15 protein-coding genes are annotated in these 17,159 nt (G+C 69.4%); 8 read left to right on the top strand and 7 right to left on the bottom strand.

Going from position 1 to position 17,159, the window contains the following annotated elements; all coding sequences use genetic code 11:
- Positions 1-82 precede the first annotated feature (82 nt).
- Positions 83-739, bottom strand: a complete 657-nt coding sequence (locus tag CFB52_RS18455; RefSeq protein WP_099317138.1) for a TetR/AcrR family transcriptional regulator — start codon at positions 737-739, stop codon at positions 83-85.
- A gap of 88 nt (positions 740-827) precedes the next feature.
- Between CFB52_RS18455 and CFB52_RS18450 the strand changes: the two genes are divergently transcribed.
- Genes CFB52_RS18450 through CFB52_RS18440 form a run of 3 tightly spaced genes read left to right on the top strand, consistent with a single transcriptional unit; the run spans position 828 to position 4,301 of the window.
- Positions 828-1,730 (top strand): SDR family oxidoreductase, encoded by a 903-nt coding sequence (locus CFB52_RS18450; protein WP_099317137.1) that lies wholly within the window; start codon positions 828-830, stop codon positions 1,728-1,730.
- A complete protein-coding gene (locus CFB52_RS18445) occupies positions 1,727-3,310 on the top strand; it encodes an NAD(P)/FAD-dependent oxidoreductase (RefSeq protein ID WP_089465421.1) in 1,584 nt (527 codons plus the stop codon). The genes CFB52_RS18450 and CFB52_RS18445 overlap by 4 nt, the downstream gene beginning before the upstream one ends.
- A 7-nt stretch (positions 3,311-3,317) precedes the next feature.
- Entirely contained in the window at positions 3,318-4,301 is a 984-nt protein-coding gene (locus CFB52_RS18440; RefSeq protein ID WP_099317136.1) for an alpha/beta fold hydrolase, read from the top strand.
- Positions 4,302-4,364: 63 nt separating this feature from the next.
- Here CFB52_RS18440 and CFB52_RS18435 read toward each other — a convergent pair whose 3' ends face one another.
- Positions 4,365-4,763: a carboxymuconolactone decarboxylase family protein gene (locus CFB52_RS18435; RefSeq protein ID WP_059580213.1), complete on the bottom strand. Its 399-nt coding sequence runs from the start codon at positions 4,761-4,763 to the stop codon at positions 4,365-4,367.
- Positions 4,764-5,123: 360 nt separating this feature from the next.
- Between CFB52_RS18435 and CFB52_RS35140 the strand changes: the two genes are divergently transcribed.
- The 4 genes from CFB52_RS35140 (at position 5,124) to CFB52_RS34670 (ending at position 10,140) form a co-directional block, all read left to right on the top strand.
- Positions 5,124-7,355, top strand: a complete 2,232-nt coding sequence (locus CFB52_RS35140) for a collagen-like triple helix repeat-containing protein (RefSeq protein WP_099317135.1) — start codon at positions 5,124-5,126, stop codon at positions 7,353-7,355.
- Positions 7,356-7,482: 127 nt separating this feature from the next.
- Positions 7,483-8,766 carry an isoprenylcysteine carboxylmethyltransferase family protein gene (locus CFB52_RS18425; RefSeq protein WP_099317134.1) on the top strand — a complete coding sequence of 428 codons (1,284 nt, stop codon included), beginning with the start codon at positions 7,483-7,485 and terminating at the stop codon, positions 8,764-8,766.
- Between the two features lie 576 nt (positions 8,767-9,342).
- The gene (locus tag CFB52_RS18420) at positions 9,343-9,936 is read left to right on the top strand and encodes a histone acetyltransferase (RefSeq protein WP_179231762.1); all 594 of its coding nucleotides are present in this window, start codon (positions 9,343-9,345) and stop codon (positions 9,934-9,936) included.
- Positions 9,937-9,990: 54 nt separating this feature from the next.
- The gene (locus tag CFB52_RS34670) at positions 9,991-10,140 is read left to right on the top strand and encodes a hypothetical protein (protein ID WP_179231761.1); all 150 of its coding nucleotides are present in this window, start codon (positions 9,991-9,993) and stop codon (positions 10,138-10,140) included.
- A gap of 12 nt (positions 10,141-10,152) precedes the next feature.
- On the opposite strand, the gene CFB52_RS18415 is transcribed toward CFB52_RS34670, so the two are convergent.
- The 5 genes from CFB52_RS18415 to CFB52_RS18395 form a co-directional block, all read right to left on the bottom strand.
- Positions 10,153-10,779: a DUF2894 domain-containing protein gene (locus CFB52_RS18415; protein WP_099317133.1), complete on the bottom strand. Its 627-nt coding sequence runs from the start codon at positions 10,777-10,779 to the stop codon at positions 10,153-10,155.
- Positions 10,776-11,420: an OmpA family protein gene (locus tag CFB52_RS18410; protein ID WP_059640250.1), complete on the bottom strand. Its 645-nt coding sequence runs from the start codon at positions 11,418-11,420 to the stop codon at positions 10,776-10,778. Before CFB52_RS18410 ends, CFB52_RS18415 begins: the two co-directional genes overlap by 4 nt.
- 3 nt (positions 11,421-11,423) lie before the next feature.
- Positions 11,424-14,471 carry a DUF802 domain-containing protein gene (locus CFB52_RS18405; protein WP_099317132.1) on the bottom strand — a complete coding sequence of 1,016 codons (3,048 nt, stop codon included), beginning with the start codon at positions 14,469-14,471 and terminating at the stop codon, positions 11,424-11,426.
- A gap of 10 nt (positions 14,472-14,481) precedes the next feature.
- Positions 14,482-15,264, bottom strand: a complete 783-nt coding sequence (locus tag CFB52_RS18400) for a DUF3348 domain-containing protein (RefSeq protein ID WP_060315665.1) — start codon at positions 15,262-15,264, stop codon at positions 14,482-14,484.
- 251 nt (positions 15,265-15,515) lie between these two features.
- Positions 15,516-16,154 carry a LysE family translocator gene (locus tag CFB52_RS18395; protein ID WP_059580193.1) on the bottom strand — a complete coding sequence of 213 codons (639 nt, stop codon included), beginning with the start codon at positions 16,152-16,154 and terminating at the stop codon, positions 15,516-15,518.
- A 359-nt stretch (positions 16,155-16,513) separates the two neighbouring features.
- Here CFB52_RS18395 and CFB52_RS18385 point away from each other — a divergent pair, with 359 nt between their 5' ends.
- Positions 16,514-17,092, top strand: coding sequence for a hypothetical protein (locus CFB52_RS18385; RefSeq protein ID WP_059580191.1), 579 nt, complete (start codon positions 16,514-16,516; stop codon positions 17,090-17,092).
- The last annotated feature ends 67 nt before the right edge of the window (positions 17,093-17,159 follow it).

Below are 17,159 nucleotides of genomic sequence, written 5' to 3'. Positions count from 1 at the left end.
TCCTGTGCCAGTCCATAACAAGACTGATTATAGTCCGAATTTGGTCTCGTCCGGCCAATGAGCCCCGTTTTCCCGCGCGTCCCTAGTCGCGCGCCTGCAACGTCCCCAGCAGCACCTTCCTGCAACTGGAAATCATCAGTGCCTCCGGATCGCGATAGTCGGTCAGCAGCCACGCCGCGCCGACGTTCGTCATTGCGCCCACCAGCGCGAGCCCGATCAGCCGCTGCTCACTGCGCTCGCCAGGCGTCGCGGCCTCGCCCGGCGCGCCAATCGCCATGATCAGCTTGCCGAAGTCGATCAGCATGCGCTGATACGTCATGTCGGTATCCGCGCTCACGCCCATCACCTCGAGCAGCAGCACGCGCGCCGCGCACGGGTCGCGCAAAAACGCGAAGAACGCCGCGAGCCCCGCGTCGACGCGCTCCCGCAGATCGCCGCCGCGCGCGGCGACCGCCTGCGCGACCGCGTCATGCAACTGCTGCGCGTGATGCAGGTAGGTGCAGCGCAGCAAATCCTCGGTGCTGTCGAACGCCGCATAGAAATAGCGGTCGTTCAGCTTCGCTGCCTGGCAGATCGACCGCACGGTCGCCTTGCGAAAACCCACCGTACCGAACACGCGCGTCGCCGCGCGGATCAACGCGTCGCGCCGCTCGGCGGCCCGTACCTCGGGCGCCACGCCGCCATACGACCGGCCCCTTTTTTCCGTTTCGAGTGCTTTCTCCATTCCGCTATTTGACATCAGGACACCCGAAAACTAAAGTGGTGACGAACAACACCACAATAGATGCGCCGCCGGTACAGCGCAAGCGGAACGGGAGGAACGACGGATGAAGGGATTTTCCGGCAAGGTCGCCGCGATCACGGGCGCCGGTTCGGGCATGGGCCGCAGCCTCGCGGTGGAGCTTGCGCGGCGCGGCTGCGAGGTCGCGCTCGCCGACGTCAACGATGTCGGGCTCGCCGGCACGGCGGCCGCCTGCGCACAGCACAGCGTGCGCGTGAGCACGCGGCGGCTCGACGTCGCCGATCGCGACGCGGTGTTCGCGTGGGCCGAGTTCGTGCGCGCCGAGCACGGCAAGGTCAACCTGATCTTCAACAACGCAGGCGTGTCGCTGGCCGCCAGCGCCGAAACCGCGCGCCTCGCCGATCTCGAATGGATCGTCGGCATCAATTTCTGGGGCGTCGTGCACGGCACGCAAGCGTTCCTGCCGCATCTGCGCGCGTCGGGCGACGGCCATGTCGTCAACACGTCGAGCCTGTTCGGGCTCGTCGCGATGCCGACGCAAAGCGCGTACAACGCGACCAAGTTCGCGGTGCGCGGCTTCACCGAGGCGCTGCGGATGGAACTCGAACTCGACGGCGCGCCGGTGAGCGCGACGTGCGTGCATCCGGGCGGCGTCGCGACGAGCATCGTCGATGCTGGCCGCGTCGACACCAGCATCCACGCGCTGACGGGCCAGGACGAAGCGACCCATCGCCGCCAGGCCAACCGCCTGATCAACGCGACGACGGCCGACGAGGCCGCGCGGCAGATCCTCGCAGGCGTCGAGCGCAATGCGCGCCGCGTGCTGGTCGGCGCCGACGCGCACCGGCTCGACCGGATCGTGCGGCTGCTCGGCGCCGGTTACCAGTGGCTGATGCTGCGCCATGTGCGCCGCGCCCGCACCCGCAACCTCGCACGCGCGCACGCACCCGCCGCGCGCCCGACCACGCCGACCCAGGACCCCGCATGATCTCGACGACGACCGACCGGCGCGACGCGCCGCCCGCCCCCGACGCCCGCCGCGACAGTGACGAAAACCGCGACCTCGACGTGCTGATCGTCGGCGCAGGCCTGTCCGGCATCGGTGCCGCGTATCACCTGAAGCAGCGCTGCCCGCATGCGAGCGTGGCGATCGTCGAGGCGCGCGACGCGATCGGCGGCACCTGGGACCTGTTCCGCTATCCGGGCGTTCGTTCGGATTCCGACATGTTCACGCTCGGCTACAGCTTCCGCCCATGGCATAGCGAGAAGGCGATCTCCGACGGCCAGACGATCCTCGACTACATCCGCGACACCGCGCGCACCTACGGCATCGACAAGACGATCCGCTACGGCCGGAAGGTCGTCGCGGCCGACTGGGATTCGAGCCGCGCGCGCTGGACGGTACGCATCGAGCGCACGCAAAACGGCGCGACCGACACGCTCGTCTACACCTGCCGCTTCCTGTTCATGTGCAGCGGCTACTACGACTACGACGCAGGCTACCTGCCCGACTGGGCCGGCATGGACACGTTCGAGGGCAAGCTCGTGCATCCGCAGCACTGGCCGAAGGATCTGTCGTACGCGAACCGGCGCGTGGTCGTGATCGGCAGCGGCGCGACGGCCGTGACGCTCGTGCCGTCGATGGCGGCCGACGCGCGGCACGTGACGATGCTGCAGCGCTCGCCGACCTACATCGTGTCGCTGCCCGCGCGCGACCGGATCGCGAACGCGCTGCGCCGCGTGCTGCCGTCGCGGCTCGCGCACCGGCTGGTGCGCGTGAAGAACGTACTGCTCACGATGTACCTGTACAACGTGTCGCGCCGCAAGCCCGAGCAGACGAAGAAGTTCATCATCCGCGCGGCCCGCAAGCAGCTCGGCCCCGACTTCGACGTCGCAAAGCACCTGACGCCGCGCTACATGCCGTGGGACCAGCGCGTGTGCCTCGTGCCGAACGGCGACCTGTTCAAGGCGATCCGCGCGGGCCGCGCGTCGATCGTCACCGACGAGATCGAGCGCTTCACGCCGACCGGCCTCCGGCTGAAGGGCGGCCAGCAGCTCGACGCGGACGTGATCGTCACCGCGACCGGGCTGAAGGTGAAGATGCTCGGCGGCGCGCGCGTGACGGTCGACGGCCGCGTGGTCGATTTGCCCGAGACGGTGTCGTACAAGGGCATGATGTACAGCGACGTGCCGAACCTCGCGTCGTCGTTCGGCTACACGAATGCGTCGTGGACGCTGAAGGCCGAGCTGATCGCGCGCTACGTGTGCCGGCTGCTCAACCACATGCGCGCGAACGGGTACGACACGTGCGTGCCGCGGCTCGGCGCCGGCGACCTCGGCGACGTACCGGCGGTCAACCTGAGCTCCGGCTACATCCAGCGCGCGGCCGGCATCCTGCCGAAGCAGGGGCGCCGCAAGCCGTGGAAGTTCCACCAGAACTACGTGCTCGATCTCGCGTCGCTGAAATTCAGCGCGCTCGCCGATTCCGCGATGCATTTCGAACGCCGCGCCACAACCGGCCCGGCCGCCACCGCGCCGGCTGCCGAACCCGCACTCGAAACCCGCTGAGGCCGACATGACCCCTACGCTCCATCTGATCCAGAACGTCCTGCTCGGCGTCGTCGCGGCGCTCGCCGCGCTCGCGCTGTTTTCCGCTTACGTGGCCCGTCGCGTGACGCGCGCGTTTCCGCCTGAAGGCCGCTTCGTCGACATCGACGGCGACCGCATCCACTACGTCGAATACGGCAACGGCCCGCCGATCGTGTTCGTCCACGGGCTCGCGGGGCAATGGCGCAATTTCGCGTACCTGCCGCTCGCGCGGCTCGCGCAGCAGCATCGCGTGATCCTGATCGACCGGCCCGGCGCCGGCCGCTCGCTGCGCGGCGCGGCCTCGCAGGCGAACGTGTTCGCGCAGGCCCGCACGGTCGCCGCGTTCATCGACGCGCTGAAACTCGACAAGCCGGTGCTGGTCGGCCACTCGCTCGGCGGCGCGATCGCGCTCGCGGTCGGCCTCAACCATGCGGACCGCGTGAGCCGGCTCGCGCTGATCGCGCCGCTGTCGCACGAGCAGACCGAACCGCCCGCGCCGTTCAAGCCGCTGATGCTGCCGTCGCCGCTCGTGCGCCGTTTCGTGTCGTGGACCTTCGCGATTCCGCTGACGATCCTGACCGGGCGCAAGGCCGTACGCCAGGTGTTCGCGCCGGAGGACGTGCCGCGCGACTTCCCGGTCAAGGGCGGCGGCCTGCTCGGGATGCGCCCGCACGTGTTCTACGCGACGGCGACGGACCTGCTGTCGGCGCCCGTCGATCTGCCCGCGATGGAGCGCCGCTATCCGGAACTCGCGCTGCCGGTCGACGTGCTGTACGGCCGTGCCGATCCGATCCTGAACTGGCGCGAGCACGGCGACGCGCTCGCGCAGAAATCGGCGCGCGTGCGGCTGAAGGTCGTCGAAGGCGGGCACATGCTGCCGGTCACGCTTCCCGAAGCGACGGCCGACTGGTTGCTCGAAGTCGCCGCCGCGCCGGTCGACGTCGCCGCGCAGCCGGTGCGCATCGCGTAGGTCGCGGCGGCGACGCAGGGCCGGATTCCGATGCCGTGCCGGGCAGCCGGCGCCGCATCGGGTTCAGGCTCCGTCGTCGGGTATCGACAGCCCGAGATCGGCGATCACCTCGCGCGCGTTGCGAAACGCCTCGACCGCGGCAGGCGCCCCTGCGTACAACGCGCTGTGCAGCAATACCTCGCGGATCTCGACGAGGCTCGCGCCGTTGTTAAGCGCGCCGCGAACATGGCCCTTCAGCTCCGTGCCGCGGCCGAGCGCCGCCAGCATCGCGCACGTGCACAGGCTGCGCGTCTTCAGGTCGATCCCGCCCCGCTGCCACGTGCTGCCCCACGCATGCTCGTTCAGCCAGTCCTGCAACGGGCGCGAAAATCCGTCGAGGTCGCGCATCGCGCGCTCGACGAACGCCTCGCCCATCACGTCGATGCGCCGCGCCTTGCCGTATTCCCTGTCCTGTTCGCTCATGTCGATGTCCTGGTTGGAGTCGAGACCGCTTCGGCGTCGCCGGCGGCCGGAGGATGTCGCGCCATGTTCGGGCGAGGCGCGCGTTTCGTCAAAGATGCGGTGCTCGGTTCGCGGCCGGTCGCGTACCGGGCGGCCGAACGCTACGTAACATCCGGCCGCGCGTTACGGTGCCTGACGGGAACATCGCAGCCGCGGCGTGCGCGCGCCGCACGTGCCTGTCGCGCGAAACCGCCATTCCTCCGTTTAAATCGCGTCGATATTCGCGGTTTCCGCAATAAATCGCGACACCGTTTCGCGAAACCTGTCGTGGCGCGGAATTTGCAGTGTAGGCCTGGACACACTTCCAATGTCGAGGCCAACATGCACACTCTCTTCAAGAAGACGACGGTAACGATGGCCGTCTCGTCGCTGCTCGCGCTGTACGGCTGCGGTTCGGTCGACGGACCGACGACCCCGCCGACGATCAAGCCGAGCACGTCCGGGACGAGCGGCAGTTCGGGGACTTCGGGTACGTCGGGCGGCGGCTCGTCGGGGACATCGGGCGGCGGGAGTTCGGGTACTTCCGGCACCTCGGGTACTTCCGGCACTTCGGGTACTTCCGGCACTTCGGGTACTTCCGGCACTTCGGGCACTTCGGGCACTTCGGGCACTTCGGGCACTTCGGGCACTTCCGGCACTTCCGGCACTTCCGGCACCTCGGGTACTTCGGGTACTTCGGGCACGTCGGGCACTTCCGGTACTTCCGGTACTTCCGGTACTTCGGGTACTTCCGGTACCTCGGGCACCTCCGGCACGTCGGGTACTTCCGGTACTTCGGGCACTTCGGGTACTTCGGGTACTTCCGGTACCTCGGGCACTTCCGGCACTTCCGGCACTTCGGGTACTTCCGGCACTTCGGGCACGTCGGGCACGTCGGGCACTTCGGGTACTTCCGGCACTTCCGGCACTTCCGGCACTTCCGGCACCTCGGGCACGTCGGGCACGTCGGGTACTTCCGGCACGTCAGGCACCTCCGGCACCTCGGGTACTTCCGGCACGTCGGGCACTTCCGGCACTTCCGGCACGTCGGGTACTTCGGGTACTTCCGGCACCTCGGGCACTTCCGGCACGTCAGGCACCTCCGGCACCTCGGGTACTTCCGGCACCTCGGGTACTTCCGGCACCTCGGGTACTTCCGGCACCTCGGGTACTTCCGGCACCTCGGGTACTTCCGGCACCTCGGGTACTTCCGGCACCTCGGGTACTTCCGGCACCTCCGGCACCAGCGTCACCCCGCTCGGCAACGTCCTCCAGAAATCCGGCAACCTCGTGACGGCGCTCGGCACGACGGTCGTGAACGGCGGCACCCAGATCGGCGGCGTGCAGATCCCCGGCACGAACCCGACGACGGCCACCAGCGTCGGCAATGCAGTCAGCAGCCTCGGCAACGGCGTGCAATCGCTCGGCAACGGCGTCGCAGCCGGCCTGGGCTCGATCGGCGTGTCGCCGAACCCGCTCGGCCCGACGATCACGTCGACCACCGGCCTGCTGACCGGCACCGGCGGTGCGGTCAACAGCCTCGGCAATGCCGTGACGAGCCTCGGCACCGGTCCGCTGTCGCCGCTCGCGCCGGCGACGACGCTGGTCGGCAGTCTCGTCAACACGGTCGGCACCGCGGTCAACTCGACCGCATCGGCGCTGAACACGGCGCTGAACAGCGCGCCGGTGCAGCAAATCGAGACGCAACTCGGCAGCGTGATCAACCCGATCACGAACACGCTGACCGGTGGCGTCACGACGCCGGGCGTCACGCAAACGCTCGGCAACGCCACGTTGCTCGGCGCCCCGCTCAGCGGCCTGCTGAACACGCTCGGCAGCGGCCTCGGCCTGGCCGGTTCGCAGGTCGGCGGCGCAACCGGCAACCCGGTCGGCACGAGCGCCGGGAACAGCGTGTCCCAGCTCGGTAACACGGTGGCGTCGGCCGGCGGCCTGCTGTCCAGCGGCAGTTCCAGCAGCGGCAGCAATCCGCTCGCCCCGATCACGGGCGTGCTCGGTTCGCTGACGGGCGCACTCGGCGGCGGCAGCAGTTCGAGCGGCTCGGGCGGCACGAGCGGTACGAGCGGCGGCCCGCTCGCTCCGATCACCGGCCTGCTCGGCACGGTGACGGGTGCGCTCGGCAGCATCGGCTCGAGCGGCACCGGCGGCACCAGCGGCACAAGCGGAACGAGTGGCACGAGCGGCGCGGGTCTCGGCGGCCTGCTCGCGCCGGTCACCAACCTCGTCAACTCGCTGACGCCGCTCGGCGCGAGCCTCACCGGCACCGTCACGACGCCGGGCGGCAACCTGTCCGGCACGCTCGGCGGGGTGCTGACGAGCGGCCCGGTCGGCACGCTCACGGGTGCGCTGGGCACGCCGGCCGGCTCGGCCGGCGCCGTCGGCACGGTCAGCCCCGGCGGCGCGACGGGCACCGTGACGACGCCGGGCGGCAGCGGCTCCGTGGTGACCGGCCTGACCGGCAGCACGAGCGGCGGCGCCGCCAGCGGCACCGGCAACCTGCTGTCGCCGGTCACCAACCTGCTCGGCGGTCTGCTCGGCGCCGGCACCAAGAAGTAAGCCTCGACGCATCACGTATCAGAACGACAGGCCAATGGCCGGGCGCGCATCCATAAACAGCCCGGCCGACGGCCGGCGTCACCCGCCAAGCGGGGGCGCCGGCCCTCATCCCTACGAGGATCCGATCATGAACTCGACGCTCGACGGCATCGTCGCCGCTCCGGACCGCCCACCCCGTTCCGCCACGCCATTCCGCGCTGGCCTGCTCGGCATCGCGGCCGGGCTCTTCGCGCTGTGGATCACGCGCGACCACCCTGCCCTCGACGCGGCGACACGCGCGGTCGTCGCCAGCCTCGCGATCATCGGCACGATCGCGCTGCACGAACTCTTCATCTCGCGCGTCTACCTGCGTCCGAGCGCGGGGCTGTCACGGCAGGCCGTCCGGCCGCTGAGCGTCGCGCGCGTCGCGACGCGGCTCGGCGCGCTGACGTCGATCTACGCAGGCATCGGCCTCCTCTACTGGCTGCTGCCCGAATACCACGGCGCGTTCTACCTGCCGTTCTGGTCGCTGCTGCGCTCGCTCGCGCCGTACGTGATCGTCGCCGCGCCGTTCTACTTCGCGTGGATGGACCGCCACCAGCGCGAGACCGACGACGCGTACCTGCTGTGGGGCCGCTTGCTGTTTCGCCGCGAGCGGCCCGCGAGCTGGAAGCCGGTGCGCGAGATGCTGGCCGGCTGGGGCGTGAAGGCGTTTTTCCTGCCGCTGATGACCGTCTACCTGTCGAAGGACGCCGATCACCTGAGCGCGTCGCTCGCGAACGCGATGCATGCGCCGATGACGATCGCGACCTTCGTGTTCATGTACGACCTGTCGTTCACGATGGACCTGATGTTCGGCACCGTCGGCTACCTGTGCACGTTCCGCATCCTCGACAGCCACGTGCGCACCGTCGAGCCGACGACGCTCGGCTGGGTCGCCGCGCTGATCTGCTATCAGCCGTTCTGGTCGCTGATCTCGAACAATTACATCCGCTACGAAGGCTCGATGTTCTGGGACAACTGGCTGCTGTCGGCGCCGACGCTGCGCGTGATCTGGGGCACGGTGATCATCCTGCTGCTGCTGACCTACGCGCTGTGTACGATCTCGTTCGGACTGCGGTTCTCGAACCTCACCAACCGCGGGATCATCACGTCGGGCCCGTATCGCTTCACGAAGCATCCCGCGTACATCACGAAGAACCTGTCGTACTGGATGGTGTCGGTGCCGTTCGTCGAGCCGCTCGGCTGGCAGATCGGGCTCATGCACTGCGCCGGGCTCGTCGCCGTCAACCTGATCTACTACACGCGCGCGAAAACGGAAGAGCGCCACCTGATGCGCGATCCCGACTATCGCGCGTATGCCGAATGGATCGCGCAACACGGCTTGTTCGCGCGGGTCAGGCACGCGTTTGGCGGGCGGCAGGCGGTGTGACGGCGCGGCCGGGGCGGCAGTTCATGCCGCTCCGGTTGCTCGCGCGGATGCCAAGCGGGCGCGGGCGTCGCACAGGCCGCGACACTTTCCACATGCGCCGTCCAGCGCTCGACGATGCGCTTGCGCGTGGATCTCCACACGCCTGAACGCGCCCCATGCGGCCAATTGTCGCGAAACACGGCGATTCTCCGCTTTTCGTCGCTTTTCTCCGCCCGTCCGATTGCCCGCTCCCGACGCGTCGCGTATGGTGCTGGCCGTCCGCGTACGATCCGTCGCCGGACACCCGACCGTCGCCCCGCGCGGCGGCCGCGCGGGCCGTGCCCGCCGCTCACCGTCTCCGCGATGCCGCCCGTTCGGCGCCGCGCGTTCATGAGGAAAGAGGCGTGATCCACAAAGTCCTGATCCTGTTCGCACTCTGCATCGCGGGCCTCGCCGCGATCGCCGCCGGTTTCCAGCACATCCCCAGCTGATTCGCGGCCCCGGCTCGCTTCGCCGAGCCCGGGGGCCGCTTTCATTTCCGTTTCCCCGTTGCCATGAACTTCTTTCTCGATGCGCCCGGGACGGGCGCCTTTTGCCATGCGTATCGACGTACAGCATTCCCAGCACGACATCGACGACGAACTCGACACCCTTTATGAACGTCTCCACCAGCCGGGGCATCGCCTGCACGGGCTGCCGGGCGTCGCGCTCGGCCGCTCGGGCCTGATCGTGCGCCATCGCGAAGCCGACGGCGAATACTTCCTGTACGTCGAGGATCCGTCGGCCCGGCAGCTCGCCGGCTATACGGTGTTCAACCGGCTTCCCGAAATCCCGCGCCGCGCCGACCGCTACCTGCGCGCGCCGCACACACGGCTGCGCGGCTCGGCGCAACGCCAGGGCCTCGCGACGACGCTGTACCGCTGGGGGCTCGACGCGGGCCTGTGTCTGATCAGCGGCGCGCGCCAGTCGGTCGGCGCCGCGCGGCTGTGGACGGCGCTCGCGCAGGACTACCGGCATGGTTTCGTCGATGTCGAAGGCCGCGCGTTGCGCTATCTCGGCGACACCGTTGCCGACGACGTGCACGGCGCGCTGCACACGCGGCGGCTGTTGCTCGGGAAAGGCTGGGCGCTCGACACGTTCGCGCAGGCGGCCGGGATGAGCGATACATGGCCCCGAACGCCGATGCGATAATCCGTCGGATCCGCGCGGCGCGCGGGCTCAACCCGCCAATCGAAACGCCCTTCGATGACCCTCGATGCCCGCTCCGACGTCGAACGCACGCGCGATATCGGCGCTGGTCGATGCATTGCACGCGCTGCGCGCGGCGATCGACGAGCCAACGCCGAACCGGTAGGCGATCCGCACGCCGCCCGCGCGCGGCGCGGCGCGGCGTGACGTGACGTGGCGTTATCGCGCCTTGGCGCGCGTCGCCTTCTTGGCCGGTTTGGCGGCCTTCGCGCGCGGCGCTTCCTTCTCGGGCTGCGCGCCGCCGCCGGCGAGATCCTCGAGCCATGCGAGCGCATCGACGTACGACAGGAACTGCTGCAGATAGTCCGGCGACAGTTCGCGCATCGTCGCGAGCGAGCGGTGCACGAGGCTGTTCGAGTTGAGCGGCCCCGCGTTGCGCGGCACCTGGTCGAGCGACTGTCGATACTGCTGCTCCGTGCGGACTTTCGACCACGTCGCGCGGAAGTAGTCGACCAGTTCGGGATCGAGCCCGCGCCGGTCGGCCCGAGCATCGCGCGCGAGCCCTTCGACGAGCGCGGCAAGCGCGCCGCGCGCGGGCGCACCCGGCGAAGCCTCCACCGTCATGCGCGTCGCTTCGGCTTCGCGCGCACGCGCGACGGTCTCCGCAAACCCTTCGACCAGCGCCGCCAGCCGCGCGTCGAGCAGCGCGCGCGCGGCGCCGTCGAGCACGGCCGTGCGCCGTTCGAGCGCATCGATCCGATGAAAGCGCACGGGATCGAGCCGGTCGGCGCCCTGCTCGCGCCATGCATCGAGCGTCGCGCGTACCCGCGTCGCGTCGCCCGTCACTTTGCCTTTCCTCCGTTCGACGCCGACTTGCGCGGCACCGGCGCGATCTCCACGCGGCGGTTCTTCGCGCGACCTTCATCGTCCGCATTCGAGCTGACCGGCTGTTCGGAGCCGAACGCGGCCGCGAACACCGACGAGGCCGGCACGCCGGCATCGATCAGTGCGCGCGTGACCGTCAACGCGCGCTTGGCCGACAGTTCCCAGTTGTCCGCGAACAGGCGGTTGCCGGCGTGCACCTGCTGGTCGTCTGCGAAGCCGCTGACCATCAGGATCTCGTCGCGCGTCTTCAGGTACGTGGCCAGCGGGCTGGCGAGCGTCTTCAGCAGGTCGCGGCCAGCGGGCTGCAACTGGTCGGAATTCAGCGCGAACAGCACGTTGCCGCTGATGCCGATGCGCCCGTTCACGAGCGTCACGCGGCCGGCCGCGAGCGGCCCGGCGAGCGCCTGTTCGAGCGACTTGCGCTGCCGCGCCTCGAGCTGGCGCGCGCGCACCGCTTCCTCGAGCTTCGACGTGAGCTGGAGCTGCATGCCGATCACGCCGACGAGGATCAGCACGAACGCGCCGAGCAGCACCGACATCAAGTCGGCGAACGCGGGCCATACCGGCGCCGATTGCGCGCCGCCGTCGATTTCGTCGTGCATGCGTTACGCTCCGACGGGCGCCCGCCGGCCGGCGAGCTGCTGCAGGTCTTCGACGATCTGCTTTTGCGACATCACGCTCAGGTCGATCACCTCGCGCGCCTGCGCGACGTAGTACTCGAGCTGTTCGTCGCTGCGCGCGAGCGATTTCTCGAGCGCGGCCTCGATGCGCTGCAGATGCGCGAGCAGCTTGTCGTTCGATTCGCCGAACACCTGCACGGCCATCCCGAACGCGTCGCCGAGGCTCGCCACCTCGACGGCGCCGGCCGTGACCTGCGCGGCCACCGAATCGAGCTTGCGCGTTTCGGCATCGACGGTGTCGTTGAAGCGCGCACCGACGCGATCGAGCAGATCGGCCGACGTGCTGACGAGCGCGTCGATCGCGGCACGCTGTTCGGTCGATGCATGGTTGACCGCGCCGAGCAGCGTCTCCAGCGTCGCGAGCAGGCGGCTGCGTTCCTCGAGCGTCGCGGTGTCGCGCACCATGCTGTCGGACAGGCGCTGGCGCAACTCGGCGACGACGTCGGCCGCGGCCTTCGGCGCCTCCGACGCGGCCTGCACGAGACGTGCGATTTCGTTGATCGTGTCGCTCGCGTGAACCTGCGCCTGCGCGGTGATGTCGTTCGCGGTGCGGGTGAGCGTGTCGCAGATGTCCTGCTGGCGCGCCGCGGCCTGCGCGCTCGTCTGCGCCCATTCGTCGCGCAGCGCGGCCGCCATCGCGGCGAGCGAATCGTTCCATGCAGCGAGACGTTCTTCGTCGCGTGCGGCCAGTTGCGATTGGAGGCCGGTGTGCGATTCGCGGATCGTCGTCAGCAGATCGTTCGAGCGTTGTTCGAACGTCGATGCCTGTGCGGCCAGATCGCGCGTCGTTTGTGCGAGGGCGTCGCAGATTTCCTGCTGACGGCCGACGCTGTGCACGCCGGCACGCTGCCATTCTTCGCCGAGCTTCGCGGCCATTGCCGCCAGTGAGTCGTTCCACGCTGACAGACGTTCTTCATCGCGTGCAGCCAGTTGCGATTGCAGGCCCGTGTGCGATTCGCGGACCGTCGATAGCAAATCGTTCGAGCGTTGTTCGAACGTCGACGCCTGTGCGGCGAGGTCGCGCGTCGTTTGTGCAAGCGCGTCGCAGATTTCCTGCTGACGGCCGGCGCTGTGCACGCCAGCACGCTGCCACTCTTCGCCCAGCTTCGCGGCCATAGCGGTCAGTGAATCGTTCCACGCAGCGAGGCGCTCTTCGTCACGCGCCGCCAGTTGCGATTGCAAGCCCGTGTGCGACTCGCGGATCGTCGACAGCAGATCGCTCGAGCGTTGTTCGAACGTCGATGCCTGTGCGGCCAGGTCGCGCGTCGTTTGAGCGAGGGCGTCGCAGATTTCCTGCTGACGGCCGGCGCTGTGCACGCCTGCACGCTGCCATTCTTCGCCAAGCTTCGCGGCCATTGCGGCCAACGAATCGTTCCATGCCGACAGGCGTTCTTCATCGCGTGCTGCCAGTTGAGATTGCAGGCCGGTGTGCGATTCGCGGATTGTCGATAGCAAGTCGTTCGAGCGTTGTTCGAACGTCGACGCCTGTGCGGCCAGATCGCGCGTCGTCTGAGCGAGTGCATCGCAGATTTCCTGTTGACGACCGGCACTATGCGCGCCCGCACGCTGCCATTCATCGCCGAGCTTCGCGGCCATCGCCGCCAGCGAATCGTTCCACGCCGCGAGACGTTCTTCATCGCGTGCGGCCAGTTGCGTCTGCAAACCCGCATGCGACTCGCGCATCGCGGCGAGCGTCGCGGCCGAATGGCGTTCGAACGTCGCGGCCGCTTCGCCGAGCGCACGCGCATGCTGGCCGGCCAGCGTCTCGCCGACCTGCTCCTGGCGCGCCAGCGCATCGCGCCAGGCGTCCGACAGGCGGCCTTCGGTCGATTCGAGGCGCGTCGCGACGCCGTCGAGCAAATCCGACGAACGCTGCGCGAACGTGTCGGTGAACTGGCCGAGCGTCGTCTGCAACTGCTTCGCGACGGCGTTGCCCGCCTGACGTTGTTCGTCGATCGCGCGGTTCCACACAGCCGTCACGTTGCCGGTGGTCTTCTCGAAGCCGTCCGTCAGCCCGTCGAGCTGACGCTGCACCGCGCCCGTCACGGTGTCGCGCAGCGCGGCCATCTCCTGCGCGAGCCCCGTCATCGTCGCGGCGACGACCGGCTGCAACGCGGCGCCGGCCACGCGCGCGCTTTCGGCGGCGCTTTCCTTCAGCGCGTCGCCGACGTTCGACGCCAGGCCCGCGTACGCCCGCTCGGTCCGGTCGAAAAACGCCTGCTGGCTTTCGAGCTGACGATCGTGCAACGCCACGCTGCGCGCCTCGAGCGTCGTCATCATCGTCTGCAACCGGTCGACCAGGGCCGGCATCACGTCGGCCTGGCGCTGCAGCAGCCGGAACGATTCGTCGCGCTGGTGCGCGGACGAATGCACGCGCAGCGTCGTCGCGATCTTCGCGTCGAGCTGCTGGGCCGCATCGATCCGTTCGCGGCGCACGAGCGCGGACAGCAGCCCGAGCATCGCGGACGTCGCGACGCCGGCGATCGACGTGCCGAACGCGAACCCGAGCCCTTTCACCGGCGCGATCAGCGACGCGCGGATCGCGTCGAGATCGGTCGCGCTCTCGAGCGCGGCGCCCGTGCCCTTCAGCGTGACGACCATCCCGAGCAGCGTGCCGAGCATGCCGAGCAACACCAGCAGGCCGACGAGGTACGGCGCGAGCGCCGGGCCCGGCAGCGCGACGCGCGCGCCTTCGACGCGGGCGCGCACAGCGCCGCGCAGGCCCGGATGCAGCATGTCGAGCCACGTGTCGAGCTTCGCGGGCGGCTCGGTCAGGCCGGTGACCGCGCGCGACAGCGTGGCGGTCGCCTGCCGGTAGCGCAGCAGCTCCCATGCGCCGGCGACGTAGCACGCGCCAATCAGCAGCGTGACGGCCGCCGCCAGCGGGTTCGATGCGACATAGCCGGCACCGATCCAGCCCACTGCGAGCAGACCGGCGACGAAGACAACGAGATCAAGGCGAATTCTGGACATAGCGTGTTGATTAGCAGGTGCGAAGGGCCGCGAGCAGCCCGTCTACCGTTTGAAACCGGACTTCGAGTTCGGCAAGCAGGATGCTTTGCATCTCGTCGCGAAACGTATCGAGCCATGCGCCGGGCACGATCGCCGCGACGGTCGGGGTATCGGCCACCGGGCCTTCATCGGCCGGCGCCGATGGGGCGGCGGCGTCGAGTGCGGCCGCGGATTCGGCGTCAGCCAGCGCTTGCCGCTCCGCTTCACGCAGCCGCGCGAAGCGCGTGCCGAGCAGCGCGGGCACGGCCGACAACAGGCTGCGCTCGCGCGCGCCGAGCACGCGCTCCATGATCGTGTCGAGCGTCGCGAGCCGCGCCATCCCGGACGAGCGTGCGGCGAGCGCGACGCGCAGGCGGCCGCGCAACTGGCCGATCGCCGTTTCCATGTCCTGCTGCAGGGTCAGATAACGTTGACGAAAATCCGCGAAATCGGCCGTGTCGGCGGCCGGCGGCGGCGGATCGCCGGGCCGGCGCCGCGCCCGCGGCCGGCTGGCGGCCGTGATCGCCTGCGCGAGATCGTGGCGCACGCGCGCGCAATCGCGCTCGGCGTCGTAGCCGCGCACGCCGGCCGCGACGCCCGGCGGGCTCGCATTCAGCGCGGACGACAGCGTGATCGCGTCGGTCCAGCCGAGCCACTGGCTCAGCCGGTCGGACAGTGTCTGCCGGGATTCCGCGACGTCGGCATCGGCCAGGCGCGCGAGCAGCCGGACGAGCGTCGGACCGCTCAACGCCGGGCGCGGAAATGCTTGCACCATGCTGCAAACCGTCAAAAAAGGCAGCAGTTTACACGTCGTCGGGCAGTCGACCGCCAGAATCGGGGAAGCGGCGCCGTTCGGCGCGCCGGTCGACCCATGCGAACGCCCGTCGCGCAAGGCTGGGCGGGCGGCGGTGCCGAGTGGGGAAGCAGGATCGGCGGCAGCCGGCGAGCGGCCGCGCCACGAGGAAGTCATACGTTTGCGAACCGGCCGACTCGCCGGTTCGCGCCGGTACTGATCAGGAATGAAGCTCAGATCCCCGCTTTCGGCGCATTCAGGATCAGCCGCAGCCCGAGCAGCGTGATCGCGCCGGCCGCGATGCGGTCGACCCACTTCTTCGCGCGCAGGTAGAGCTCGCGCGGCCGGCGCGTCGAGAAACACAGCGCGACGAGCGTGTACCAGCCGAATTCGACCGCGAACACGAGCGGCGGCAGCACGAGATAGCACCACAGCGGCGGATGCTGCGGGAGCAGCGCCGCGAAGATGCTGCCGTACCAGATCGCCGTCTTCGGGTTGCTGAGCTGGGTCGTGAGGCCGGTCCAGAACGACTTGCGCGCGCTGCCGCCGGCCATCGCCTGCGGATCGTCCATCGCGATCGGCCGGTCGGCGCCGCGCCAGATCTTCGACGCCATGTAGATCAGGTACGCGCCGCCCGCGACCTTGAGGCCCACGTACAGCCATTCGACGGCTTGCAGCAACGTGTAGAGCCCGGCCAGCGCGACGCCGCCGAACACGATGCCGCCGATGCCCATGCCGAGTGCGGTGGCGAGCCCGTCGCGGCGCGACAGCCCGATCGAATTGCGGGCAACCAGCACGAAGCTCGGGCCCGGGATCATCGCGCCGAGAAACAGCGCAGCCAGGATGGCGAGTACGGCAGCCGATGCGGTCATCGAAGTCTCCTTGGTCAGCGACGCCGCTGCGCCGGCGCCTGCGTGTCGTTTCCGACGGTCGAGCGCTCGATTCTGGCACGCTTCGCGGATGGCCGAAAGCGGCTGTGCGCTGCTATGCTGGCCCTCTTTCCCGTGATCCCGCGCCGCCCCATGATCGAGATCCGCGCCGCCCGCTATCCCGACGATGCCGCCGTCGCCGATCCGATCCTTCGCGAGTCCATCGCGAGCCCGACCGTCAGCCTCGCCTTCCCGAGCGACGAGCCCGGAAATCCGGCGCCGGGCGGCGAGTTGTCCGGACGTGATCTGTCACGCGCCGCGCGACTCATCTCCCTTTCCTCCTTTCGACCGGACCGCCTGTCATGCGCGCCCTTCGCCTTTCCGCCCTGCTGCTCCCGCTGTTCGCCGCCCTCTCGCTCCACGCCCGCGCCGCCCCCCTGCCGAAATCGATCGCCGCGCAACTGCCGCCCGGCTACCAGCCGCTGACCGCGCAGGCCGGCCCCGATCTCGACAACGGGCGGCGCAGCTTTCTCGTCGTCGTGCATCGCGCAGTGGACACGCGCGAGCAGCCGTCGCCGCGCCCGCTGCTGATCTACGAGGAACAGGCCGATCACACGTACCGGCTCGCCGCCCGCAACGACCAAGTCGTGCTGCGCGCGAACGAAGGCGGCCAGTGCGACCCGTTCGATCCCGACGATGCGGCCGGCAACGGCGTGTCGGTGAAGGGCCGCTATTTCACCGTGCAGAACGCCGTCGCGTGCGGGCAGCACTGGACCGACTACATCACGTTCCGCTACGACCCGCGCACGCACGGCTGGCTGTTTTCGAACCGGATCGTCACCGAATCGTTTCCGCTCGACGACCAGCCCGACCACGTCACCGTCACGCGCGCCGACGCGCACCGGCCGGTGTCGTTCGGGCACTGGCAGCGCAAGGACTAGACGCCGCACGCCGCGCCACCCGCGGCGGCGCCATTTTTCAATACGGCGCGTCGCCCGCCCGACGCTC

The sequence above is a fragment of the Burkholderia sp. AU18528 genome, from assembly GCF_002223215.2.
GTDB lineage: Bacteria > Pseudomonadota > Gammaproteobacteria > Burkholderiales > Burkholderiaceae > Burkholderia > Burkholderia semiarida.
Note: the sequence above shows the minus strand (reverse complement) of the source record. Positions and strands in the feature narration are given on the sequence as shown.

What these genes read in the sequence shown, in the direction of transcription:
- CFB52_RS18455 (WP_099317138.1), bottom strand. Translation starts at nt 739, where the DNA reads ATGTCAAATAGCGGAATGGAGAAAGCACTCGAAACGGAAAAAAGGGGC.
- CFB52_RS35140 (WP_099317135.1), top strand. Translation starts at nt 5,124, where the DNA reads ATGCACACTCTCTTCAAGAAGACGACGGTAACGATGGCCGTCTCGTCG.
- CFB52_RS18425 (WP_099317134.1), top strand. Translation starts at nt 7,483, where the DNA reads ATGAACTCGACGCTCGACGGCATCGTCGCCGCTCCGGACCGCCCACCC.
- CFB52_RS18445 (WP_089465421.1), top strand. Translation starts at nt 1,727, where the DNA reads ATGATCTCGACGACGACCGACCGGCGCGACGCGCCGCCCGCCCCCGAC.
- CFB52_RS18395 (WP_059580193.1), bottom strand. Translation starts at nt 16,154, where the DNA reads ATGACCGCATCGGCTGCCGTACTCGCCATCCTGGCTGCGCTGTTTCTC.
- CFB52_RS34670 (WP_179231761.1), top strand. Translation starts at nt 9,991, where the DNA reads ATGACCCTCGATGCCCGCTCCGACGTCGAACGCACGCGCGATATCGGC.
- CFB52_RS18400 (WP_060315665.1), bottom strand. Translation starts at nt 15,264, where the DNA reads ATGGTGCAAGCATTTCCGCGCCCGGCGTTGAGCGGTCCGACGCTCGTC.
- CFB52_RS18450 (WP_099317137.1), top strand. Translation starts at nt 828, where the DNA reads ATGAAGGGATTTTCCGGCAAGGTCGCCGCGATCACGGGCGCCGGTTCG.
- CFB52_RS18405 (WP_099317132.1), bottom strand. Translation starts at nt 14,471, where the DNA reads ATGTCCAGAATTCGCCTTGATCTCGTTGTCTTCGTCGCCGGTCTGCTC.
- CFB52_RS18440 (WP_099317136.1), top strand. Translation starts at nt 3,318, where the DNA reads ATGACCCCTACGCTCCATCTGATCCAGAACGTCCTGCTCGGCGTCGTC.
- CFB52_RS18420 (WP_179231762.1), top strand. Translation starts at nt 9,343, where the DNA reads ATGCGTATCGACGTACAGCATTCCCAGCACGACATCGACGACGAACTC.
- CFB52_RS18410 (WP_059640250.1), bottom strand. Translation starts at nt 11,420, where the DNA reads ATGCACGACGAAATCGACGGCGGCGCGCAATCGGCGCCGGTATGGCCC.
- CFB52_RS18385 (WP_059580191.1), top strand. Translation starts at nt 16,514, where the DNA reads ATGCGCGCCCTTCGCCTTTCCGCCCTGCTGCTCCCGCTGTTCGCCGCC.
- CFB52_RS18435 (WP_059580213.1), bottom strand. Translation starts at nt 4,763, where the DNA reads ATGAGCGAACAGGACAGGGAATACGGCAAGGCGCGGCGCATCGACGTG.